A 22,490-nucleotide genomic window follows, 5' to 3' on the forward strand; every position below is an offset into this window, starting at 1 on the left:
GCGCGATGGCTCAAACATGTACGTGAACGTATAGGTTTGGGTAGAATCGCTTCACCATGACTGAAGCGAGCCCCGCCAAGACCATCACCGTGCGCGATGCCGCGGCCCGGCTCGACGTGACTCCGCGCACGCTCAAGTACTACGAGGAACTGGGCATCGTGGTGCCGGTGCGCAGCGAGGGCGGCTACCGCCTGTACGAGCAGGCCGACCTCGACAAGCTGGCGCGCGTGCTTCGCATGCGCTCGCTGGGTTTTTCGCTCACGGCCATCACCACGATGCTGCAGCAGCCGATGGAGGCGCCGGCCGAAGGCGGGCGCCCGCGGCTGTCGAATGCGTCACTAAAGACGCTGCGCGAAACGCTCACCGAGCAGCTGGGCACGCTCGATGCGCGCGTGGCGCAGGTCCGCCGCGAGCTCAAGGAGGCGGCTTCGCTACAGGCTCAAATACGGCGCGACCTCGACTATGTGGAGCGCCGCCTCGCCGGCGAGCCGGTAGAAGAGGCGCTCGAGCAGCGCCGCAAGGAACGGCCGGCGTCATGAACACTTCGGCTCTGGCGTGGCCTTCGCGCGGTAATGCCGCGGCCGCGCTGCTGCCCTGGGCCATCGGCCTCGTCACGGCCATCGACTATTTCGACAACGCGCTGTTCGCCTTCTTCGCCAGCTACATCGCCGGCGGCGTCAACGCCTCGCCCGACGAACTGGTGTGGGCTTCGAGCGCCTATGCGTTGGGCGCGGTGCTCGGCATCCTGCATCAGCATGCGTGGATCGAGCGGCTGGGTTACCGGCGCTACCTGGCCGTCTGCATGTTCGCCTTCGCCCTGGGCGGCGTGGGCGCGGCGCTGTGCGACAGCTCGATGCAGCTCACGCTGGCGCGCGCCGTGCAGGGCTACTTCGTCGGCCCGATGCTCGGCGCCTGCCGCATCCTGATCCAGATCGGCATTCCGCCCGCGCGCCGCGCCAAGGCGCTGAAGGCGTTCATGGTGCTGATCGTCTTCGGCGGCGCGCTGGCGCCCATCGCGGGCGCCTTTCTCGTGACCAACTTCGACTGGCGCTGGCTGTTCGCGAGCACCGCGCCGGCCGCGGCGCTCATCGGGCTGCTCGTGCTCTGGACGCTGCCCGACATCGGCGACGTCGGGCCGCACGAGCGCACCGAGCCGCACTACGTCGCCTACGTGGTGTTCGCGCTCGCGCAGGCTGCGCTGCAGGTGGTGCTGACGCGCTCGCACTTCGAGCTGTTCACCGGCTCGCCCGCGCTGATCGGCCTCACCATCGCCGGAGTGGCGGGGCTCGCATGGTTCGGCTGGCAGCAATGGCAGCATCCTGCGCCGCTGGTGCGGCTGCATGCGCTGCGCAACGCGTCGTTCCGCGTGGGGCTGGCACTCTACGTCGTCTACTACTACCTCTCGACGGGCTTCAGCTACCTGCTGCCGCGGATGATGGAAGGCGGGCTCGGCTTCACCGTGGGCAACACCGGCTATTTCACGGGCGCGGCCTCGCTTGCGACCGGGCTGCTGGTGTTCGTCTACCTGAAGTACTCGGCGCGGCTGGCTCGCAAGAAGTGGCTCATCGTCACGGGCTTTGGCATTGCGGCGCTGGCAGCGTGGTGGCTGTCGCGGGTCACGCCGCAGGCAGGGCGCGAGGCTTTGCTCGTGCCGCTGCTGTTGCGCGGGCTGCTGATGCTCTTCGTCGTGCTGCCGGTGGCAAACCTCACCTTCAAGCCTTTCGCGGCTGAAGAGTTCGCGCACGGCTACCGGCTCAAGAACCTCGTGCGCCAGCTGGCGATTTCATTCGCGACCTCGAGCGTGATCGCGCTGCAGCAGCACCGGCTGGCGCTGCACGAGGTGCGGCTGAGCGAATCGGCCAATGCCGCGAACACGAGCTTCATGCAGGCGCTGGATTCGTTGACCCATGGGTTCGCGGCGGTGGGCCACGCTGCCGGTGAGGCGCATGCCATGGCGCTGGGCACGCTGTATCGCACACTCGAACAGCAGGCCACGTTCATGGCCTCGCTGGACGGGTTCACCGCGATGGCGGTGGTTGCGCTGGCGGCAGGAATCTTCGCTGCGTGGCAGCGAACGATCGACTGAGCGATTGCCGCTTAAACGATAGCGAAGTGCTCGGTGCCGGCGGCCAGGTCTGTGCTGCGCGCACGCTGGCTGTTCAGCTTGATCTGCAGCCGCAGGTCATTCGCCGAGTCCGCGTTGCGGATGGCATCTTCGAAGGTGATCGAGTGGCTTTCGAACAGGTCGAACAGTGCCTGGTCGAAAGTCTGCATGCCCAGGTTGCGGCTCTTGCGCATGATCTCCTTGATTTCGCCGACCTCGCCCTTGAAGATCAGGTCGGAAATCAGCGGCGTGTTCAGCAGCACTTCAACCGCGGCCACGCGGCCCTGGCCGTCTTCGGTTGGCACCAGCCGCTGCGAGACCAGCGAACGCAAGTTCAGCGACAGGTCCATCAGCAGTTGTGCGCGACGCTCTTCTGGGAAGAAGTTGATGATCCGGTCCAGCGCCTGGTTGGCGCTGTTGGCGTGCAGCGTGGCCATGCAAAGGTGGCCGGTTTCGGCGAAGGCCACGGCGTGCTCCATGGTCTCGCGGTCGCGGATTTCGCCCATCAGGATCACGTCGGGCGCCTGGCGCAGCGTGTTCTTCAGCGCGGCTTCCCAGCTGTCGGTGTCGATGCCCACTTCGCGCTGCGTCACCACGCAATTCTTGTGCGGATGCACGAACTCGACCGGGTCTTCCACCGTCACGATGTGGCCGTACGAGTTCTCGTTGCGCCAGTCGATCATCGCGGCCAGCGTGGTCGACTTGCCCGAACCCGTGGCGCCCACCATGATGGTGAGGCCGCGCTTGGTCATCGACACGTCTTTCAGAATCTGCGGCATGCCCAGGCCGTCGATGGTCGGCAGCTTGGCGGGAATGGTCCGCAGCACCATGCCGACCTTGCCCTGCTGCACGAAGGCGTTCACGCGGAAGCGGCCGATGCCGGTCGGCGAGATCGCGAAGTTGCATTCCTTGGTGCGCTCGAACTCCGCCGTCTGGCGGTCGTTCATGATCGAGCGCGTGAGCGCCAGCGTGTGCGGCGCGCCCAGCGCCTGCTGCGACACTTTGGTGACCTTGCCGTCGACCTTGATGGCCGGCGGAAAGTCGGCGGTGATGAACAAGTCGCTGCCGTTTCGGCTCACCATGAGCTTGAGCAGGTCGTTGATGAACTGGCTGGCTTGATCGCGTTCCATGATGTCGGTGCTCCGAAGGGCTGTGGATCAGCCGGGGAAATTCTCGGGAATCTTGGCCTTGCCGCGGGCTTCGGCTGCCGAGATGGTATTGCGGCGCACCAGCTCTGTCAGGTTCTGGTCGAGCGTCTGCATGCCCGAGCCCTGGCCGGTCTGGATGGTGGAGTACATCTGCGCCACCTTGGCCTCGCGGATCAGGTTGCGGATGGCGGGCGTGCCCAGCATGATCTCGTGCGCTGCCACGCGGCCCTGGCCGTCCTTGGTCTTGCACAGCGTCTGCGAGATCACTGCCTGCAATGACTCCGACAGCATCGCGCGGATCATTTCCTTTTCCTCGCCCGGGAAAACGTCGATGATCCGGTCGATGGTCTTGGCGGCGGAAGAGGTGTGTAGCGTGCCGAACACCAGGTGGCCCGTTTCGGCCGCGGTCATGGCGAGGCGGATGGTTTCGAGGTCGCGCAACTCGCCCACCAGGATGGCGTCCGGGTCTTCGCGCAGGGCGGAGCGCAGCGCGTTCGAGAACGACAGCGTCATCGGGCCGACTTCGCGCTGGTTGATCAGGCACTTCTTCGACTCGTGCACGAACTCGATCGGGTCTTCCACCGTGAGGATGTGGCCGTATTCGTTCTCGTTGAGGTAGTTGACCATGGCGGCCAGCGTGGTCGACTTGCCCGAGCCCGTGGGGCCCGTCACCAGCACCAGCCCGCGCGGCTTGAGCGCGAGTTCGCCGAAAATCTTCGGTGCGTTCAGCTGCTCCAGCGTCAGGATCTTCGAGGGAATGGTCCGGAACACCGCGGCCGCGCCACGTGCCTGGTTGAAGGCGTTCACGCGGAAGCGCGCGAGGCCGTCGATCTCGAATGAGAAGTCGACCTCCAGGAACTCTTCGTAGTGCTTGCGGTGCGTGTCGCTCATGATGTCGTACACCATGGCGTGCACGCCCTTGTGATCGAGCGCGTCGACGTTGATGCGGCGCACGTCGCCGTTCACGCGGATCATGGGCGGCAGGCCTGCGGAAAGGTGCAGGTCGGAGGCTTTGTTCTTGACGCTGAACGCCAGCAATTGGGTGATGTCCACGGGGCTCCTCGGCTCGAGTTCGGTGACGTTTTGATACGATTTTGGACGATTATGACGATGATTGGCGACGACCTCCAGCAAGTAAACAGCCGGATCGCAAAGGCATGTGTAACGGCCGGCCGCGACCCGGGCGAGGTGCGGTTGCTGGCGGTGTCCAAGACCTTCGGGCCGGAGGCCGTGCGCGAGGCGCATGTGGCGGGCCAGTCGGCCTTCGGCGAGAACTACGTGCAGGAAGGTCTGGACAAGATCGAAGCCCTCGCCGATCTGCGCGCCGCCCTCGAATGGCACTGCATCGGCCCTCTGCAAAGCAACAAGACGCGGCCCGTGGCCGAGCACTTCGACTGGGTCCACAGCATCGACCGGCTGAAGATTGCCGAGCGCCTGTCGGCCCAGCGGCCGGCTTCGCTGCCGCCGCTCAATGTATGCCTTCAGGTTAATGTGGACGGCGGTGCCAACAAGTCAGGCGTGCCGCCGGAAGAGGCGCTGGCTCTGGCACGCGCTGTGGCGGCTTTGCCACAGCTTCGGCTGCGCGGGCTCATGGCGATCCCCGAACCGGCGGCGGATTTCGAGGCGCAGCGCGCGTTGTGCCTGCGCGCGCATGCGGTGTACCAGTCGATTCGCGACGCGGGCATCGAACTCGACACGCTGTCGCTCGGCATGAGTGCCGATCTTGAAGCGGCAATCAGCGCGGGCAGCACGATGGTGCGTGTCGGCACGGCGATCTTCGGTGGCCGGGCGCGCTCACACCCCTAGCGGCAGGCGCGCGCTGCTCTTCACTTCTTCCATCACCGCATAAGTCCGCGTCTCGCGCACGCCGGGCAATTGCCACAGCACGGTGCCCGCGAACTCGCGGTAGGCGGCCATGTCGGCCATGCGGGTCTTGAGCAGGTAGTCGAAGCCGCCCGCGACCATGTGGCATTCCATGATCTCGTCGCGCACCTGCACCGCCGCCTTGAACTGGTCGAACACATTGGGCGTGGTGCGGTCGAGCAGCACCTCGACGAAGACGGTGAAGCCGCGGCCCAGCTTGTGCGGATCAAGCCGCGCCTCGTAGCCCTGGATGAAGCCGTCGCGTGTGAGCCGCTGCACCCGCGCCAGCACTGCGGTGGGCGAGAGCGCTACCGCCTCGGCCAGCTTGAGGTTGGTGATGCGGCCGTCCTCCTGAAGGATCTTCAGCAGCCGGAGATCGATGCGGTCCAGGTCGAGCATCAGAAGATTATCCGGCCCGAACGCTGATTGCTGGCGGAAGATGCGGCCTATGGCCGCTGACCATAGGAGATAGAACCAAGGCGCTGGCGGCGGTCTACCCTGGCCTACCCAGGGCACCGCCGCGCGCCGTCAGCTCTTTCGCGCCTTCTCTCAGCGGACCTGGGTCTGCGACTGCGCCGCCGCCTGCTGGCCCTTGAGCTGGTCGACCAGCGCGCCATAGGCGGGGCTTGCGCGCAGCTTGGCGTATTCGGCTGCGGCCTGGTGGTAGCCGGGCTTCGTCATATCGGCGCCGGCTTCACCGCTCTGCTGAGCCGCCAGGCCCGACTGGATCCACAGCCGCGTGTCGGCCGCCACTGCGGCGCGGGTGTTGGCCGAGACAACGGCCGCCTCTTGCTGATAGCCGCTGGTGTAGCCCTGCGTGGGCGCGGTCTTCAGCCACTGCACAGCGTCGGCGGTTACCGCGGAGCGTGTCGTCGACGAGGTCAGCGGCACGGGACGCGGATCGCCCTCGGCGTAGTTGCCGGCGAAGCTCGGCGCTGCAATCACGCCCAGCAGGACGGCGAGGGTGGCGGTGCCGAGCAGTCGGGTGGCGGAAGCTTGCTTGTTCATTCGTGACTCCTTGAGGGTGGTTGGGTTGCCTTGGTTGGTGAAGCCAACTCTACGAAGCCCATCCGCAGGGTCGATAACCCGTAGATGACGTTTCTGTCATGTACATCGGTGCAATGTGCCTCCCTGGCTGCGAAACCAAACCTCTCTTGCATAACCGCCAGCGCGGCGCGCATAAGCCATGGCGCGACGCGCGGTAGAGGTCTATCGTTGCGGCCACCCGTTTAAACCAAGGGATCTCTCATGAGCGAAAAACTCTCCTTCGTCAATCCGACCGCGAACAGCCCGTGGGGCACCTATCTCTCGCAGGTCGACCGCGTCGTGCCGTACCTCGGCCCGCTGGCCCGCTGGGTCGAAACCTTGAAGCGCCCCAAGCGCGCGCTGATCGTCGATGTGCCGATCGAGATGGACGACGGCACCATCGCCCACTTCGAGGGCTACCGCGTGCAGCACAACATGAGCCGCGGCCCGGGCAAGGGCGGCGTGCGCTTCCACCCCGACGTCACGCTCGAAGAAGTGATGGCCCTGTCGGCCTGGATGACCATCAAGACCGCGGCCGTCAACCTGCCGTACGGCGGCGCCAAGGGCGGCATTCGCGTCGACCCCAAGAAGCTGTCGCTGCAGGAGCTGGAGAAGATCACCCGTCGCTACACCAGCGAGATCGGCATCATCATCGGCCCGCACACCGACATCCCCGCGCCCGACGTCAACACCAACGGCCAGATCATGGCGTGGATGATGGATACCTACTCGATGAACGTCGGCGGCACCGCCACCGGCGTCGTCACCGGTAAGCCGCTGCACCTGGGCGGCTCGCTGGGCCGCGTGAAGGCCACAGGCCGCGGCGTGTTCGTCACCGGCCGTGAAGCCGCCCGACGCCTGGGCATGGACCTGCGCGGCGCGCGCATCGCCGTGCAGGGCTTCGGCAACGTGGGCTCGGTCGCGGCCGAACTCTTCGCCGAAGCGGGCGCCAAGATCGTCGCGGTGCAGGACCACACCGGCACCATCGTCAACACCAACGGCCTCGACCTGGCCAAGTTGATCCCGGTGGCCAACAAGGAAGGCGTGGTCGCCTTCAAGTCCGGCGGCGACATCGTGCCGAACGAAGACTTCTGGAACGTCGCCTGCGACATCCTGATCCCGGCCGCCCTCGAAGGCCAGATCACCGCCGAGCGCGCGCAGAAGACCACCGCCAAGCTGGTGCTCGAAGGCGCCAACGGCCCCACCGTGCCGACCGCTGACGACATCCTCGCCGAGCGCGGCGTGCTGGTCGTGCCCGACGTGATCTGCAACGCCGGCGGCGTGACGGTGAGCTACTTCGAATGGGTGCAGGACTTCTCGTCCTTCTTCTGGGACGAAGACGAAATCAACGTGCGCCTGGACCGCATCATGATGAACGCACTGAACCAGATCTGGGACACGGCAGACAAGCACAAGATCACGCTGCGTACGGCGACGTATGCGGTGGCTTGCGAGCGCATCCTGATGGCTCGTCAAGAGCGCGGCCTGTACCCCTGATCGCAGAGCACCGGTCCTTGTATTCTGCGGACCCATGAGCGGTCCGCCTATCCACCTCGATCCCGCGTTCGTCGCGTCGCCCGATGCCCTTTTCGAATGGCTCTGCGCCGCGGTGACGTGGGACGAGCGTATGCGAGCGCGCAAGACGGCCAGCTTCGGCGTGCCCTACAACTATTCGCAGATTTCGTATGAGGCGGTACCGATGCCCATCGAACTGGAAGCCCTGTGCGACCAGATCGAAGCCGAACTCGGATTCCGCCCCAACAACTGCCTGCTGAATTTCTACGCCGACGGTGCGTCGTCGATGGGCTTCCACTCGGACTCCAGCGAGGCCCTGGCACCCGGCACGGGTGTGGCCATCGTGTCCGTCGGCAGCCCCCGATCCATCGCGTACCGCAGCAAGGCTGACAGTACCGTCCGGTTCGATTACCTGCTGCCCCACGGATCGCTGCTCTACATGTCCGATGCCGTCCAGCAGGATTGGCTGCATGCGATTCCTAAGGCCGAAGGCGCCGGTGCGCGCATCAGCCTGACGTTCCGCGCGATTCTGAAATGACGACGTCGGCAGGGCTGCGACCGTTGGAGAGCTTCCCGGACGCCCTGTGGCTGGCGGTCAGAGCAGGGGGCGACTGGGACACTCTGTGCGATATCGTCGGCGCCGAGGGCATTCCTTCGGATTGGCTCAGCCGCCGCGAAGTCCTGCCTGAATGGCATTTCTTCTGAGGTCTATCGATGAACACTGTCGGCGAAGTAGAAAACGCCCGCATTCACAACTTGCTCGCCGATGGGCGGCGCAAGCTGCTCGGCCTGGTGGGCGCACCGGGCGCCGGCAAATCCACCGTGGCCGAGGCGCTGCGGCGGTCGCTGGGCGACCGCGCCCAGGTCGTCCCCATGGACGGCTTCCACCTCGCCAACGTCGAGCTGCAACGGCTTGGCCGCTCCGGCCGCAAGGGCGCGCCCGACACCTTCGACAGCGCCGGCTATGTCGCGCTGCTGCAGCGCCTGCGCGAGCAGCGGCCCGATGGCGACATCGTCTATGCCCCCGAATTCCGCCGCGAGATCGAGGAGCCGATTGCCGGCGCCATCGCCGTGCTGCCCACGACGCAGCTTGTCATCTCCGAAGGCAACTACCTGCTGCACGACGTCGGTCCGTGGGCCGGCGCGGCGGCGATGTTCGACGAGGTCTGGTACGTGGACATCGACGATGCGGTGCGCGAAGAGCGCCTGGTGCGGCGCCACCAGCAGTTCGGCCGCAGCGCCGAGGAAGCGCTCGCCTGGGTGGCGAGCACCGATGCGCCCAATGCGCGGCTGATCGCGGCGACGCGGGTGCGCGCTCATCACGTGCTGCCCTGGTCCTGAAAATCTCGCGCGGCAGGGAACGCCGACGAGCGGATGCGCTCGAAGCCTTGCCGGCAAGGCGCCGGTTAGCATTCGCCGCTCCATGCCGTCCATGCACCTCACTTCTTTTCCAGTTGTTCGCGCCCGGGTTCTCGTACTCGGCCTGCTGTCCGCCCTTGTCGTCCTTGTGCTCGCCGGCTGCGGCAGCACATCGCGCCGCGTGAACTATGAGCCCGAAGCCTTCGGCTCGACCACCACCCACACCCGCGACTACGAGGCCACCGAGGCCCAGACCTGCGAAGCCGCGCGCCGCGCACTGCTGAGCCAGGGCTACATGATCACGGCCGCCAACGCCGATCTCGTGACCGGGCGCAAGAGCTTCCAGCCGGCGGCCGAGGTGCATGTCGAGGTCGAGTTCCGGGTGGTCTGCGCTCGCGAGAGCACAAGAAGCGGCAAGGCCAGCAAGAGCACCGTGGCTTTTGCGACCGCGCTGCAGGACCGCTACGGCATCAAGAAGGTGAACAACTCGGCCAGCCTGGGCGTGGGCGCGATCGGCTCGCTTTCGCTGCCGTTCTCGAGCAGCGACGACGCGATGGTGAAGGTCGCGAGCGAGACACTGACGGACGAGCGCTTCTACGACCGCTTCTTCGCGCTGCTCGACCGTTTCCTCGAAGGCCCGGAAGGAGAGGACGAAGCCGGGACGCCCGCGGAAGCAACGCCGGTCGCCTCGCCGCCCGCTCCCGCCGCTGCCCAGCCCGCCGTCACCTACCCGGTGAACTCGTCGCCGAACCGGGGCTGACGCCGGGGCTCCAAAGTACCAAGATGCATCTTACAATCTGGGCATGGCTTCCACCATCCCGGATCCGGCGCAATGCGCCTCGCGTCTTCGCACCTCGGTGTCGTTGCTGACGCGCCAGTTGCGCAGCGGCAGCGCAACGCCTGACGGCCCCAGCGTGGCCAAGCTCAGTGTGCTCGGGCAGCTGCATCGGCACGGGCCGTGCACGCCCACGGCGCTGGCGGGGTTCGAGCGCGTCAAGCTCCAGTCGCTGACCCGGCTACTGGCCGAGTTGGAGGCCGAGGGCTGGATCGGCCGCACGCCGCACCCGACCGACGGGCGCCAATGGCTGCTGTCGCTCACGGCGGAGGGCATACGCCGTCTGAAGGCGATCATGCGCACGCGCGAGGCGGCACTGGCAGAGGTGATCGGCGCCACGCTCGATGCCGATCAGCGCGCCTTGCTGCTGCAGGCCTGCGGGCTGATCGACGGCATCGCCGCCGCGCTGGAAGGCGGCGATCCACCGGCGCCAGAAGCATGAACGGCGCCCCGGCACTGCAACGCCTGACGGAGCCGTGGCGCCACGGCCGCTGGCGTCCCGGCGTGCAGCTGGCGGCGGCAGTGGCCATCGCCTGGGGCGTGGCCACCGCGTTGCACCTGCCCGAAAGTTTCTGGGCGGTGATGAGCGTGCTGATCGTCATGCGCCCGAGCGCCGGTTCCACGCTCGATGCCGGATGGAACCGCGTGCGCGGCACGGCCGCCGGCGCGCTGTGCGGCTTGGCCGGCGTCTATCTGCAGCACCACGGCGCGCCGATGCTGGCGACCACGCTGGCCGTCGTCATGTTGCTGGCGTTTGCCAGCGCGGCTGCGCCGGGCTTGCGCAGCGCACCGGTTGCCGCGTTGATCATCCTGTCGGCCGGCGGCATTCCCGGCCATTCGGCGCTGCAGGTGGCGCTGCTGCGCATGGCGCAGATCGGCATCGGCGTGGGAGTGGCGCTGGCGGTTTCGACGCTCGTGTCCGAGTACCACGCGGGCGCGCGTTTCGACGAGGGCTGCGCCGCGCTGCTGCACGGTATCGCGAGGCGCATGGCCGCTGCGCGAAGGCCTGCCGGTGCCGAGGCGGAGCGCATTCACGCAGGCACGCGCGCGTCGCTGGACCGGCTCGTCTTGCTGGCCGGCAGTGCGGACCTGGAGGCGCGATGGTGGCGACGCGGCACCGCCGGGGGCACGGCGCGTGGTGCCTATCGCGACAAGGCCCGGCTGGCGGCGCGCATCTTCCAGGACGCCGTGGTGCTGGATCGCGTGTTCCGGCAGATGCAGGGCGCACAGGCCGACGACGCATGGCGCGAAGCGGCGCAGACTGCCAGTGCCGCAGTCGCCGGCATGGCCGATGCGCTCGCGGGCAAGGGCGCGCCACCGGACCTCGATGGGCTCGACCGCTGCGTGCAGGCGTCGCAAGACTCCCCGTCGAATGCACTCCTGGCCGCACCCCTGAGCCTGCTGCTGGACGACCTGCGCAACCTGCAGAGTGCTCCTGTTCGCCGACTGCCGGAGCAGCCCACCCACTAGAATCTTCCGAAAATCAATCGTTTCGGAGAGGGACGGGCATGGAAGATCAGTCGCAGGACGCGCGCTACGCGCCGCCGCAATCCCATGTGGAGGACGTGCTGCAGCCGGGCCAGGTGCAGCCCGGTGAACTCGCAACGCGCGGCAAGCGTTTTCTGGCAGCGATGCTCGATGCCGGCATTTCCCTCGCCGCGATCTGGCTCCTGGCGAAGTTCACGCCCATCAATCTCTGGGAGGACGATGGCCTCGGACTCTGGGAGCCACGCATCTCCGGCGCGGCCTCCGGCATCGTTCTCTACCTCGTTCTGCACGGCTACCTGCTGGCCACTCGCGGCCAGACCATCGGCAAGGCGCTGTTCAAGATCCGCATTGCCCGGCCCGACGGTTCGCGCGCGCAGATCGGACGCATCCTGGCCCTGCGCGACGGCCCCACGTTCTTCACGACCATCTGGCCGCTGCTCGGGCCGATCTACGTGCTGATCGACTGCCTCTTCATCTTCCGCGCGTCGCGCCGCTGCCTGCACGACCAGATCGCCGACACCGTCGTGTTGCAGGCCTGAGCGAGCGCTTCGCCAGTGCGCCTCGACACGCTCTACACCGCCGAGACCCCGGAAGGCATTGCGCTCTCGCTGCGCCCGGCCGGCCTGGTTGCGCGCGGGCTGGCGTACCTCATTGACTTCGCGATCCGGCTCGGCATCTTCACCACGATCTCCATCGCCGTCGGCATGATGGGCAAGATGGGCTTCGGCATCCTGCTCATCAGCTACTTCTGCCTCGAGTGGCTCTACCCCGTGATCTTCGAGCTCACGCGCGCGGCGGCCACGCCCGGCAAGCGCGTGATGGGGCTGCGCGTGGTGATGGACTCGGGCCTGCCCGTGACGCCCGCCGCCGCGCTCACCCGCAACCTGCTGCGCGCGGCCGACTTTGTTCCGGCCTTCTATGGCGCTGGCATCGTGTCGATGCTGTGGCGACGCGACAGCAAGCGGCTGGGTGACCTGGCCGCCGGCACGCTGGTGGTGTTCAGCGACCACGTGAGCCTGCACGGCGAGGTGCCCGCGGCCGAGCCGCAGGCGCCCGCGCGGCCGCTGTCGGCGCGCGAGCAGATGGCCATCGTGTCGTGGGCCGGTCGCGCGACGCGCCTGACCCCCGAGCGCTTCGACGAACTCGCCCGTGTCGCCGAACCGGTGCTGGGCCCTGACACTTCCGGCGCCTCCGCGTCACAGCGCCTGCTGGGCGTTGCGCAATGGGTGCTGGGCCGCCGCGCCGGCGCCGATGCGCGAGGAGGCGGGCGATGACGCCACTCGATTTCGAAGCCGCCTACGCGCCGCTGTGGACCGAGCTCGAAGCCGTCATCCGCGTGGCAGAGACCAAGCGCAAGTTCGACGGCGCGCGGCTCGCCACGCTGTACCGTCGCGTGTGCGAGCACCTGGCACTGGCGCAGGCGCGCGCCTACCCCATTCACCTCACGCAGCGGCTCGAAAGCCTGACCCAGAGCGCGCACCGGCTGATCTACCGGCAGCACGACTACGGCCTGGCGCGCTTCGCGCGGCTGGCGCTGGTCGACTTTCCCGAGGCGGTGCGGGCGCACCGCATCTACCTGCTGGTTGCGACGCTGATGTTCGTGCTGCCCCTGCTGGCGGCGGGCTGGGCCGCCTACCGCGACCCGGGCTTCATCCTGCACCTGCTCGATGCCAGCTCCGTGCAGCAGTTCGATTCGATGTACGGCGACAGTGCCGAGTCGCTGGGCCGCACGCGCAGCGCGGGCGACGACTGGCAGATGTTCGGCTTCTACATCATGAACAACATCGGCATCGGCTTCCGCTGCTTCGCGGCCGGCATCTTCGCCGGCGTGGGCAGCGCCGTGGTGGTGGTGTTCAACGGCGTGCAGATCGGGGCGGTCGGCGGCTACCTGATTGCGGCGGGGCATGCCGAGAACTTCTGCTCCTTCGTCATCACGCACTCGGCCTTCGAGCTCACGGCCATCGTGCTGGCGGGCGCGGCCGGCCTGCGGCTCGGCTATGCGTGGGTTGCGCCCGGCCGCTACACACGGCTCGAGTCGCTGCGGCTGGCCGCGCGCCATGCCGTGGTGATCGTCTACGGTGTTTTCGGGCTGCTGCTGCTCGCCGCCGCGATCGAGGCCTTCTGGTCGTCGGCGCGCTGGATCGCGCCGGCCGTGAAGTACGGCGTGGGCGGCGCCTGCTGGGTGCTGGTGCTGGCGTACCTGGGCTGGCAGGGCCGGCCGCGCGCCACTGCTGCAACTGCAAAGGCTGAAGACCGTGCAGGTTGACGGCCTCGCCATTGCCCTGCGGCCACGGCCCATGGCCGAGGCCGCGGACCTGGGCGCCCAGCTGGTGCGCAACCATGCGCGCTCGGTGTGGCGCACCTTCCTGCCGGTGTACATCGTGACGGTGCTGCTGGCCTTGTGCACGGTCGAGATCGCCGGCTGGCTGCCCAGCCTGCTGATCTTCTGGCTCAAGCCCTGGTTCGACCGCAGCCTGCTGTTCGTTCATTCGCGCGCGGTGTTCGGGCAGGAGACGCGCTGGGCCGACCTCTGGCAAAACCGCCGCGCCGTGTGGGGCGGGCAACTGCTGCGTACGCTGCTGTGGCGGCGGTTTTCACCCTGGCGTTCGTTCACCCAGGCAATCGACCAGCTCGAAGGCCAGCGCGGCAGCGCCCGGCGCAAGCGGCGCACGCAGTTGTTGCGCGGACGGCGCGGCGCGGCCACAAGCATGCAGATGGTGTTCGCCAACGTGGAGATGGCGCTCGACATCTGTCTGCTGTCGCTGCTGTTCTGGTTCGCGCCGGAAGGTAGCGCGAAGGATCTGTTCGGCTGGCTCACGCAGTCGGACGTTCCACTGCAGAGCCTGCTGACTGCGGGGGCCTATGCGCTCGTCATCGGCGTGCTGGAGCCGTTCTATGTGGCGGCCGGTTTTGCGATGTACCTCAACCGCCGGGTAGAGCTCGAAGCGTGGGACATCGAGCAGGAGTTCCGCCGTGGGTTCCGCTGACACCTCCAGGCTTCGCGCACTTCGTATCGCGGCGGCTGTGTTGGCTGCGTGCGCCATCGTCGCGATGGCGCCGGCGGCAGTCGCTGCCGAGGCCCCGACCCGCGAGCAGGTGAAGACCGCAGTCGACAAGGTCCGCGCCGATCCGAACATGCCCGGCACCAAGACCGAAAGAAAGCTGCGCTTCAAGGAACGCGACGACGAAGAGGAAGACGAACCCGAGAAGAAGACCGACAGCCTCGACTGGCTGCGCGATTTCATCAGGGCGGTGGCCGAGGGTGCGCGCTGGCTCATCTGGGGGCTGGGTGCGCTGGCACTGGCCTGGCTGGTGATTCGCCTGCGCCGCTGGATGCAGGTGCGTGCTGGCGGTGCGCGGCCCGGCAAGGAACTGCTGCCCAGCCACGTCGGCAGCCTCGACATCCGGCCCGAAAGCCTGCCCGACGACATCGGCAATGCGGCAGCCGCGCTCTGGCAGCGCGGCCAGCACCGGCCCGCGCTGTCGCTGCTCTACCGCGGCGCGTTGTCGCGCCTCGTGCACGCGCATGAAGTGCCGGTGCGAGCCGCGAGCACCGAGGGCGAGTGCATGCAGCTCTCCGCAACCCGGCTGACACCGGACGCACAGGCCTTCTTCGTGCGGCTGGTCGGTGCCTGGCAACTGGGGGCGTACGGCGGTCGGCTGCCATCCACAGCGCAGGTGCTGGCGGTCTGCGGCGAGTTCGATCTGCATCTTTCCGCCGCCGCGCCGGCCGTCGCCGATCTGAAGGGCGCCGTCGCATGAATGCATGGCTGGTTCGCATCGGCGCGGTGCTGGTGCTGGCGGGAATCGGCTTCTGGCTGGTCTCCGCCACCGAATGGGCCGACACCGAAGTGCCGACGCCCGCGAGCGGCGAGGCCAAGAAGAATTCGTTCTACGGCGCGCAGGTGATGCTGCGCGAGCTCGGCCTCAAGGTGGTCAAGCACGACAGCCTCGACACCATGCCCCCCGCGCAGGCACGGCTGGTGCTCGCCTCCAGCCACTGGGACATGTTCCCCGAGCGCGAACAGCGCCTGCGCCAGTGGGTCGAGCAGGGCGGGCACCTCGTGATGCCCAGCCACCTCATCAACAGCGACCTGCTGGAAGGCTGGATCCCGCTGGTCTGGGAAAAGCCGCCCGCGACGGATGAGAAAAAAGAGAAAGAGAAAGAGCCATCCGGACCCAGGAAGAGACTGCCCAAGTCGCAATTCGCCGAACCTGCCAAAGACGCGGATTGCCATGCGGTGACCGAGCCCGAGACCGTGCCCGCGAGCTTCGCTGGTGGCCGCAGCTTCCGGATCTGCACCTGGTCGGCGGCGCGCTACCGGCCCGCCGACAAGCAGCCGCCGCCCCTGTGGACCGTGCTCGGCGCGAAAGGCCCCGAGGCGATCCGGGTGCAGGTTGGCCGTGGCACCGTCACCGTGATGCCCTGGGGCCTGCTGCACAACGTGAACCTGACGCGCGCTGACAACGCGCTGTTCGCCGTCGCCGCGGTGCAGGCGCGCAGCGGCGCCGAAATCTGGTTCGTCGCCGAGGAAACACGCGAACCTTTCCTGCGCTGGATCTGGCACAAGGGCTGGGCCGCGCTGCTCGTGGGCCTGCTGGCGCTGGCTGTTGCGTTGTGGCGAGCGGCCGTGCGCTTCGGGCCGCTGGCGCCCTCGGCCGGCACGCACCGGCGCTCCATGGCCGAGCAGGTGCGCGGCACCGCCGGCTTCCTGCACATGCACGGCGCCGACGCGCTGCACGCCGCGCAACTGCGCGCGCTGAACGAATCCGCCGGCCGCCAATTGCGCGGCTATGCCCGCCGCGATGCCGCCGCGCGCGCCGCCGCCATCGCCCAGGCCACCGGGCTGGAGGCAGCCATGCTCGTTCGGGCGATGGGCGAGCGAGCGCGCCATGCCGGCGCCATGTCGGTCGACCTGGAGGTGCTGGAAACCGCGCGCCGCCGGCTCGACGCCCACGGGCCGTTCATGCCTTCACCTTCTTCTTCATCCACATCCTGACCGAGAGACGCTCATGCAAGCCATCCAACCCGAAGAACTGACGCGTGCGGCCCAATGGCTGCAGACGCTGCGCGCCGAGGTCGGCCAGGCCGTGGTCGGCCAGCTCGAGGCGGTCGACCAGACGCTGATAGCGCTGGTCGCTTCGGGCCACGTGCTCATCGAAGGCGTGCCTGGGCTTGGCAAGACCCTGCTTGCTCGGGCGCTGGCGCAGGCCATGACGCTGCGCTATGCACGCGTGCAGTTCACCCCCGACCTGATGCCCTCGGACATCACCGGCCACGCGGTGCTCGATCTCGCCGCGCGCGGCGAAAGCAGCCTCGGCACGCTGCGCGTGCACCAGGGCCCGGTGTTCACCAACCTGCTGCTGGCCGACGAAATCAACCGCGCGCCGGCCAAGACCCAGAGCGCGCTGCTCGAAGTCATGCAGGAGTACCAGGTCACGCTCGAAGGCACGGCCATGCCGCTGCCGCGCCCATTCATGGTGATGGCCACGCAGAACCCGATCGACACCGAGGGCACCTATCCGCTGCCGGAAGCGCAGCTCGACCGCTTCCTGCTGAAGATCGACATCGGCTTTCCGAGCCACAGCGAAGAAAACGCCATCGTGCAGCTGACCACGCGGCAGCGCGCCGGCAACCAGTTTCCGCTTGAGGCTGTGCGCCCTTGCCTCGACGAGGCGCAGGTGCTCGAACTGCAGCGGCTGGCCTGCCTGGTGCAGGCCGACGAGCGCGTGATCGACTACGCGGTGCGCATCGCGCGCGCCACGCGAGACTGGCCGGGCCTTTCGTCCGGCGCGGGGCCGCGCGGCACCATGGCCCTGGTGCGCGCTGCCCGCGCCGCCGCGCTGATGGCCGGGCGCGACTTCATCACGCCCGACGACGTGGCGCGCCAGGCGCTGCCTGCGCTGCGGCACCGCGTGATGATCTCGCCCGACGCGCAGCTCGAAGGCCTGGGCGTCGACACCCTGCTGCGCGCCGCGCGCGACAGCGTAGAGGCACCAAGGCTCTAGGCCCGCGGATGCGCGCTGCTGTTCCGATTCCCGCGCGTGCGGCCGTGCTGGCGCTGGCCGGCCTGACCGTGGCCGCCTCCGTGGCGCTGCTGCTGGGCGTGCCGGTGGGCTACGTCGCCATCGTGGCCGGCCTGCTGCTGGCGCTGGGGCTCGTGCTGGCGAGCGTCGATTTGTGGCTGAGCCTGCGCCTGTGGCGCGCCGCGCCGCTGCGCATCGAGCGCAGCCTGCCCGGGGCGTTCTCGCTCGGCGTACCCACGGTGCTCACGCTCACGCTGGTGAACGAAGGCACGCAGGCCTGGCAGGTGTCGGTGTTCGACGAACTCGACGCGCACTTCACCTTCGAGGGCCTGCCGCAGACCGTCGCCGTGCCGGCGCTCTCGCAGGTTGCGCTGCGCTACACCGCCACAGCAACGCAGCGCGGCGTGGCGCAGTTCGGCGCCACCCAGCTGCGCTGGCGCACCCGCTTCGGCTGCTTCGACATGCGCCAGACCCTGGGCGAGCCGCGCCGGCTGCGCGTGTATCCCAACTTCGCCGCGCTGGCGCGCTACGCCTGGCTGTCGGGCGACCGGCGGCTGGCGCAGATCGGCATCAAGACCTATGCGCAGCGCGGGCTCGGCACCGACTTCCGTCAACTTTCTGATTACAAGACCGGCGACTCGCTGCGCCATATCGACTGGAAGGCCACGCAGCGCCAGCGCCGGCCCATCGTGCGCGAGTTCCAGGACGACCGGGACCAGTGCGTGCTGTTCCTGCTCGACTGCGGCCGCCGCATGCGCGCCGACGAGGGTGCGCTGGCGCTGAAGGCCAACAGCCACTTCGACGAGGCGCTCAATGCGCTGATGCTGCTGAGCTACGTGGCGCTGAAGGAGGGCGACGAGGTCGGCGCCATGACCTTCGGCTGCCCCGCCGAGGAGCGGCGCGACTTCGCCCCGCGCAAGGGCACCGCCACCCTCAATGCGCTGATGAACCGGCTGCACGACATCCAGCCCGGCGCCACCCATTCGGACTACCTGCTGGCCGCGCAGGAAATGCTGCGTGTGCAGAAACGGCGCGCGCTGGTCATCGTGCTCACCAATTTCCGCGACGAAGATGCCGCCGAGCTACGCCCCGCAATCAAGCTGCTGCGCCGCAAGCACCTCGTGCTGGTCGCGAGCCTGCGCGAGCGCGTGCTCGGGCGCATCGCCAGCCAGCCGCTGGTGCATGCGCGCGACGCGGTCGATGTTGCGGCGGCGCATCTGTTCGAGCAGTCGCGCCGCGATGCCTTTGCGCGCGTGGTCGGCAACGATCCGCTCTCGGTAGACGTGGAGCCGGCCGACCTCGCGGTGGCGTTGGTGAATCGCTATCACGCCGTCAAAAGGGCTGGTCTTTTGTAAAGGTCTTTGCCCAAAATGTGAACTTCACAACAGAGGAGAGAGAAAAGCACATGACCGAGATGACCAATCCCTACGCCGCGCCCCGCGCCACGGTGGCCGATGTGTACGAGGGCGATGCGGGCGTCCAGCCCGTGAAGCTGTGGTCCGCCAAGGGCCGCAGCGGGCGGGCGCGCTTCCTGGCGTACACGATGTTTTCGTACATCATCTTCATCGTCGCGGCCACCTTGCTGGGTTTCATCCTCGGCATCGCCGGCCTCGGGCGTTCCGAGGGCCTGATCGTGGCGCTGACCTTCCTGCTCGCGATTCCGTACTTCGTCTTCTACGTGCTCACGGGCATCCAGCGCTCGCACGACATGGACTGGTCGGGCTGGATGCTGTTCCTGGCGCTGATCCCGCTGGTCGCGCTGATCTGGGTCTTCAAGTCGGGCACCAAGGGCAGCAACCGCTTCGGCGCGCCGCCGCCGCCCAACACCACTGGCGTGCTGATCGGCGCATGGCTGCTGCCCGTCATCGTGGGGCTCGGCATCGTCGCGGCCATCGCGCTGCCGGCCTACCAGGGCTACACGATGCGCGCCAAGGCCGCGCAGGTCGAGCGCCCCTGAACCTGCTGACCCTGGGGCCCTAGCGCACCAGCGTTGATTTGCCGAAGAGGCTCTCGATCAGTTCGACGGCCACTTCAGCCGTCTGGTTGCGCACATCGAGCGCCGGGTTCAGTTCGACCACGTCGAGCGAGCCGAGCCGCCCAGTGTCCGCGATCATCTCCATGCACAGCTGCATCTCGCGGTAGGTCGGCCCGCCGCGTACGCCGGTGCCCACGCCGGGCGCGTCGGCTGGGTCGAGGCAGTCGAGGTCAAAGCTCACGTGCAGGTGCGTGTCTTCGTCCACGTCCTGCAGTGCCTCTGTCATGGTCGTGCGCATGCCGTGCTCGTCGATGTGGCGCATGTCGAAAACGCTCAGGCCCAGCGTGCGAATGGCTTCCTTCTCGTCGCCGTCCACGCTGCGGATGCCGATGAAGCGAATGGCGTCGTGCTGTAGCGCCGCGCGCTCGCCGCTCCAGCCCGTGAGCACTGCCGGCCCATGGCCCAGCAGGCACGACACCGGCATGCCGTGCAGGTTGCCGCTGGGGCTCGTGGTTTCGGTGTTGACGTCGGAGTGCGCGTCCAGCCACAGCACGCGCAGCTTCTTGCCGCGCTTGCGCGCATGCCACGCCACCGCGCTGATCGAGCCGATGGCCAGGCAGTGGTCGCCGCCCAGCATCACCGGCACATTGCTGGCACCCAGCGCGGTGTCGACGGCCGCGTACACCGAGCGGTTCCAGGCGATCACTTCGTCGAGGTGACGCAGCCCGTTGGTCGGCGGCGCCCAGGGCGTGGCCGGGCCCGCGAGGTTGCCACGGTCGATGACCGTGTAGCCCTGCCGCGCGAGCGCCTCCGGCAGCCCCGCAACGCGCAGCGCGTCGGGCCCCATGCCGGCGCCGCGCACGCTGGCGCCGATGTCGGTCGGCGCGCCGATCAGTTCGAGGGTGACGGGGGTGCTGCTGGCATTGCTCATCACGGCTTCTCCAGGTGTTGCCACAGGTACGCGTAGCCCAGTGCGTCCATGAAGGCGGATTCCTTGTTGTCCGTTGCAGCGCTGTGGCCGCCTTCCAGGTTCTCGTAGAAGCTGCTGTCGTACCCCAGCGCCGCCATCTTCGCGTGCATCTTGCGCGCATGCACCGGGCCCACGCGGTCGTCGCGCGTGGAGGTGGTGAAGAGGGCGGGCGGGTAAGCCTGGCCCGGCTTCGCGTTCTCGTAGGGCGAGAAGGTCTGGATGAATTCCCACTCGTCGGGCTGGTCGGGGTCGCCGTATTCCGCTATCCACGAGGCGCCGGCTGACAGATGCGTGTAGCGCCGCATGTCGAGCAGCGCCACTTCGCTCACGACGGCGCCGTAGAGCTTCGGGTACAGCGTGAGCATGTTGCCCATCAGCAGGCCGCCGTTGCTGCCGCCCATGGCGCCGAGGTGCGCGGGCGAGGTGATCTTTCGAGCAAACAGGTCTTCCGACACGGCCGCGAAGTCTTCGCAGGTGCGCAGCCGGTTCTCCTGCAGCGCGGCCTGGTGCCAGCGCGGGCCGTACTCGCCGCCGCCGCGGATGTTGGCAATGACGTACACGCCGCCCTTGTCGAGCCACGCGCGGCCGATGCTGCCGCTGTAGCTCGGCTGCAATGAGATCTCGAAGCCGCCGTACGCGTACTGCAGCGTGGGGTTCTTGCCGTTGGCCTGCAGGTCCTTGGCGGCGATCTCGAAGTAGGGCACGCGCGTGCCGTCTTTCGAGGTCGTGAAATGCTGGCTCACGCGATAGCGCGAGGCGTCGAAGAAGGCGGGGCTGTCCTTCAGCACCTCCGGTTCGCCCTGGCCGATGGTGCCTATGTAGAGCGTGGTCGGCTGCAGGAAGCCGCTCACGGTGAGGAAGTAGTCGTCGTTCTCGTCCTCGTCGATGCCGCCCGCCGCGATGGTGGAGAGCGCGGGCGCGCCGCCGAGGCTTTCGCGCGCCCACGCACCTTTGCCGTTCGATGGCGGCGTGAGCACTTCGAGCCGGTTCACCACGTCGTGCATCACGTTGACGATCAGGTGGTGGCGCGTCCACGAGTGGCTGTCGAGCGCGGTCGTGTCGTCGGGCTCGAACAGCACGGTGAGTTCGCGCCGGCCCGCCATGTAGTCGTCGAATTTCGCTGCCAGCAGCGAGCCCGACTTGTAGGTGGTGCCGCCCACGGTCCAGTCGGTGCGCGGCTCGATCAGCATCCACTCGCGCGTGATCTCGGCCAGCGAATCGTCGGGCACGTCGATCTTGGCGAGCTTGCCGTCGGCGCCGCGCAGCCAGGTTTCGCTTTCGTAGAAATCGATCTGGCGCGAGACGAAGTCGCGTTCGAAGCCCGGCGTGTTGTCGCGATAGGCGCTGACGGACATGTCCTCGTGTGCGCCTTCGTACACCGTCACTGCGCTTTCGAGCGGCGTGCCGCGCTTCCATTCCTTCACGATGCGCGGATAGCTGGAGCTGGTCATCGAGCCGGGGCCGAAGTCGGTGGCCACGTAGAGGTGGTCGATGTCTTTCCAGCCCACGTGATTCTTGGCCTCGGGCAGCGAGAAGCCGCCTTCGACGAATTGCTTCGTCTCCAGGTCGAACTCGCGCACCACGTCGGCATCGGCGCCGCCGCGCGACAGCGAGATCAGGCAGCGCCTGTAGTCGGGCTCCAGGCAGTCGGCGCCGTGCCAGACCCAGTTCTCCTTGTCGGCCGCGGCCAGTGCGTCGAGATCGATCACCGTCTCCCACGCGGGCTGCGGCTTGCGGTATTCATCGAGCGTGGTGCGGCGCCACAGGCCCTTGGTGTGATCCTTGTCCCGCCAGAAGTTGTAATAGAAGCGCGGGCCGATCTTGCGGACCATCGGAATGCGGTCGTCCGAGTCGAGTACCTCGAGGATGCCCTGCTGGAGTGCCTCGAACGCGGGCGACTGCGCATAGGCCTGCACTGTGAGCGCGTTCTGCGTGCGCGCCCAGTCGAGCTGCTTCTCGCCGTCGATGTCTTCGAGCCAGAGGTTGTCGTCCTGATGCTGCTGCGGGGGGAGGCTGGATGTCATGGCCGCAGTGTACGGAGCCTGTGTGAAACGGGCGATGTGAGCAGTTGTTGCCCTGCCCGCCGGGCACATGGCACTTTTTCGCTACTTCGGGCAAACCCCTGTCTCGCGGGTGCCTTCCCCCGGTGGAAACACTGAAGAACCCGGGGCCCAAGAACG

General features: G+C 67.8%; 25 protein-coding genes. 19 read left to right on the forward strand and 6 right to left on the reverse strand.

Annotated features, from left to right (window positions below):
* The first annotated feature begins 56 nt into the window (after positions 1 to 56).
* Together ACSFCA_RS29450 and ACSFCA_RS29455 are read left to right on the forward strand one after the other, a co-directional pair.
* A complete protein-coding gene (locus ACSFCA_RS29450) occupies positions 57 to 539 on the forward strand; it encodes a MerR family transcriptional regulator (protein WP_258352673.1) in 483 nt (160 codons plus the stop codon).
* The gene (locus ACSFCA_RS29455; RefSeq protein WP_435461948.1) at positions 536 to 2,086 is read left to right on the forward strand and encodes an MFS transporter; all 1,551 of its coding nucleotides are present in this window, start codon (positions 536 to 538) and stop codon (positions 2,084 to 2,086) included. The genes ACSFCA_RS29450 and ACSFCA_RS29455 overlap by 4 nt, the downstream gene beginning before the upstream one ends.
* Positions 2,087 to 2,097: 11 nt before the next feature.
* Here ACSFCA_RS29455 and ACSFCA_RS29460 read toward each other — a convergent pair whose 3' ends face one another.
* Positions 2,098 to 3,234, reverse strand: a complete 1,137-nt coding sequence (locus ACSFCA_RS29460; RefSeq protein ID WP_097197835.1) for a PilT/PilU family type 4a pilus ATPase — start codon at positions 3,232 to 3,234, stop codon at positions 2,098 to 2,100.
* 27 nt (positions 3,235 to 3,261) lie between these two features.
* On the reverse strand, positions 3,262 to 4,305 hold the full coding sequence (locus tag ACSFCA_RS29465) for a type IV pilus twitching motility protein PilT (RefSeq protein ID WP_007833310.1): 1,044 nt from the start codon (positions 4,303 to 4,305) through the stop codon (positions 3,262 to 3,264).
* Positions 4,306 to 4,356: 51 nt separating this feature from the next.
* Between ACSFCA_RS29465 and ACSFCA_RS29470 the strand changes: the two genes are divergently transcribed.
* On the forward strand, positions 4,357 to 5,058 hold the full coding sequence (locus ACSFCA_RS29470) for a YggS family pyridoxal phosphate-dependent enzyme (RefSeq protein ID WP_435462010.1): 702 nt from the start codon (positions 4,357 to 4,359) through the stop codon (positions 5,056 to 5,058).
* On the opposite strand, the gene ACSFCA_RS29475 is transcribed toward ACSFCA_RS29470, so the two are convergent.
* Positions 5,047 to 5,514, reverse strand: coding sequence for an Lrp/AsnC ligand binding domain-containing protein (locus tag ACSFCA_RS29475; protein ID WP_258352675.1), 468 nt, complete (start codon positions 5,512 to 5,514; stop codon positions 5,047 to 5,049). The two genes, ACSFCA_RS29470 and ACSFCA_RS29475, sit on opposite strands and share 12 nt — an antisense overlap.
* A 150-nt stretch (positions 5,515 to 5,664) precedes the next feature.
* Entirely contained in the window at positions 5,665 to 6,123 is a 459-nt protein-coding gene (locus ACSFCA_RS29480; protein WP_435461947.1) for a hypothetical protein, read from the reverse strand.
* Positions 6,124 to 6,363: 240 nt separating this feature from the next.
* Between ACSFCA_RS29480 and ACSFCA_RS29485 the strand changes: the two genes are divergently transcribed.
* From ACSFCA_RS29485 to ACSFCA_RS29560, 16 genes are all read left to right on the forward strand, one after another.
* The gene (locus ACSFCA_RS29485) at positions 6,364 to 7,638 is read left to right on the forward strand and encodes a Glu/Leu/Phe/Val family dehydrogenase (RefSeq protein WP_258352677.1); all 1,275 of its coding nucleotides are present in this window, start codon (positions 6,364 to 6,366) and stop codon (positions 7,636 to 7,638) included.
* Positions 7,639 to 7,672: 34 nt separating this feature from the next.
* Entirely contained in the window at positions 7,673 to 8,194 is a 522-nt protein-coding gene (locus ACSFCA_RS29490; RefSeq protein ID WP_435461946.1) for an alpha-ketoglutarate-dependent dioxygenase AlkB family protein, read from the forward strand.
* The gene (locus ACSFCA_RS29495; protein WP_435461945.1) at positions 8,191 to 8,361 is read left to right on the forward strand and encodes a hypothetical protein; all 171 of its coding nucleotides are present in this window, start codon (positions 8,191 to 8,193) and stop codon (positions 8,359 to 8,361) included. Before ACSFCA_RS29490 ends, ACSFCA_RS29495 begins: the two co-directional genes overlap by 4 nt.
* Before the next feature lie 9 nt (positions 8,362 to 8,370).
* A complete protein-coding gene (locus ACSFCA_RS29500) occupies positions 8,371 to 8,997 on the forward strand; it encodes a nucleoside/nucleotide kinase family protein (RefSeq protein WP_435461944.1) in 627 nt (208 codons plus the stop codon).
* A gap of 82 nt (positions 8,998 to 9,079) precedes the next feature.
* A complete protein-coding gene (locus ACSFCA_RS29505; RefSeq protein WP_258352679.1) occupies positions 9,080 to 9,775 on the forward strand; it encodes a DUF2242 domain-containing protein in 696 nt (231 codons plus the stop codon).
* Between the two features lie 43 nt (positions 9,776 to 9,818).
* Positions 9,819 to 10,292: a MarR family winged helix-turn-helix transcriptional regulator gene (locus ACSFCA_RS29510; protein ID WP_258352680.1), complete on the forward strand. Its 474-nt coding sequence runs from the start codon at positions 9,819 to 9,821 to the stop codon at positions 10,290 to 10,292.
* The gene (locus ACSFCA_RS29515) at positions 10,289 to 11,320 is read left to right on the forward strand and encodes an FUSC family protein (protein ID WP_435461943.1); all 1,032 of its coding nucleotides are present in this window, start codon (positions 10,289 to 10,291) and stop codon (positions 11,318 to 11,320) included. Before ACSFCA_RS29510 ends, ACSFCA_RS29515 begins: the two co-directional genes overlap by 4 nt.
* A 38-nt stretch (positions 11,321 to 11,358) precedes the next feature.
* Positions 11,359 to 11,877 carry an RDD family protein gene (locus ACSFCA_RS29520; protein WP_258352682.1) on the forward strand — a complete coding sequence of 173 codons (519 nt, stop codon included), beginning with the start codon at positions 11,359 to 11,361 and terminating at the stop codon, positions 11,875 to 11,877.
* Between the two features lie 15 nt (positions 11,878 to 11,892).
* On the forward strand, positions 11,893 to 12,612 hold the full coding sequence (locus ACSFCA_RS29525) for an RDD family protein (RefSeq protein ID WP_435461942.1): 720 nt from the start codon (positions 11,893 to 11,895) through the stop codon (positions 12,610 to 12,612).
* The gene (locus ACSFCA_RS29530; protein WP_258352683.1) at positions 12,609 to 13,604 is read left to right on the forward strand and encodes a stage II sporulation protein M; all 996 of its coding nucleotides are present in this window, start codon (positions 12,609 to 12,611) and stop codon (positions 13,602 to 13,604) included. The genes ACSFCA_RS29525 and ACSFCA_RS29530 overlap by 4 nt, the downstream gene beginning before the upstream one ends.
* Positions 13,594 to 14,325 (forward strand): hypothetical protein, encoded by a 732-nt coding sequence (locus ACSFCA_RS29535; RefSeq protein WP_435461941.1) that lies wholly within the window; start codon positions 13,594 to 13,596, stop codon positions 14,323 to 14,325. The genes ACSFCA_RS29530 and ACSFCA_RS29535 overlap by 11 nt, the downstream gene beginning before the upstream one ends.
* Positions 14,312 to 15,100 carry a DUF4129 domain-containing protein gene (locus ACSFCA_RS29540; RefSeq protein WP_435461940.1) on the forward strand — a complete coding sequence of 263 codons (789 nt, stop codon included), beginning with the start codon at positions 14,312 to 14,314 and terminating at the stop codon, positions 15,098 to 15,100. The genes ACSFCA_RS29535 and ACSFCA_RS29540 overlap by 14 nt, the downstream gene beginning before the upstream one ends.
* On the forward strand, positions 15,097 to 16,338 hold the full coding sequence (locus ACSFCA_RS29545) for a DUF4350 domain-containing protein (RefSeq protein WP_435461939.1): 1,242 nt from the start codon (positions 15,097 to 15,099) through the stop codon (positions 16,336 to 16,338). Before ACSFCA_RS29540 ends, ACSFCA_RS29545 begins: the two co-directional genes overlap by 4 nt.
* Before the next feature lie 13 nt (positions 16,339 to 16,351).
* A complete protein-coding gene (locus ACSFCA_RS29550; protein WP_093078969.1) occupies positions 16,352 to 17,347 on the forward strand; it encodes an AAA family ATPase in 996 nt (331 codons plus the stop codon).
* Between the two features lie 8 nt (positions 17,348 to 17,355).
* Complete coding sequence (locus tag ACSFCA_RS29555) at positions 17,356 to 18,720, forward strand: DUF58 domain-containing protein (RefSeq protein ID WP_435461938.1); 1,365 nt, start codon at positions 17,356 to 17,358, stop codon at positions 18,718 to 18,720.
* Between the two features lie 50 nt (positions 18,721 to 18,770).
* A complete protein-coding gene (locus ACSFCA_RS29560) occupies positions 18,771 to 19,322 on the forward strand; it encodes a DUF805 domain-containing protein (RefSeq protein WP_435461937.1) in 552 nt (183 codons plus the stop codon).
* A 19-nt stretch (positions 19,323 to 19,341) separates the two neighbouring features.
* Here ACSFCA_RS29560 and rocF read toward each other — a convergent pair whose 3' ends face one another.
* On the reverse strand, positions 19,342 to 20,271 hold the full coding sequence (gene rocF, locus ACSFCA_RS29565) for an arginase (protein ID WP_093057669.1): 930 nt from the start codon (positions 20,269 to 20,271) through the stop codon (positions 19,342 to 19,344).
* A complete protein-coding gene (locus tag ACSFCA_RS29570) occupies positions 20,271 to 22,334 on the reverse strand; it encodes a prolyl oligopeptidase family serine peptidase (protein ID WP_435461936.1) in 2,064 nt (687 codons plus the stop codon). Before ACSFCA_RS29570 ends, rocF begins: the two co-directional genes overlap by 1 nt.
* Positions 22,335 to 22,490 lie beyond the last annotated feature (156 nt).

This window comes from Variovorax multivorans (assembly GCF_051216835.1).
In the GTDB taxonomy this organism is placed as follows: domain Bacteria; phylum Pseudomonadota; class Gammaproteobacteria; order Burkholderiales; family Burkholderiaceae_C; genus Variovorax.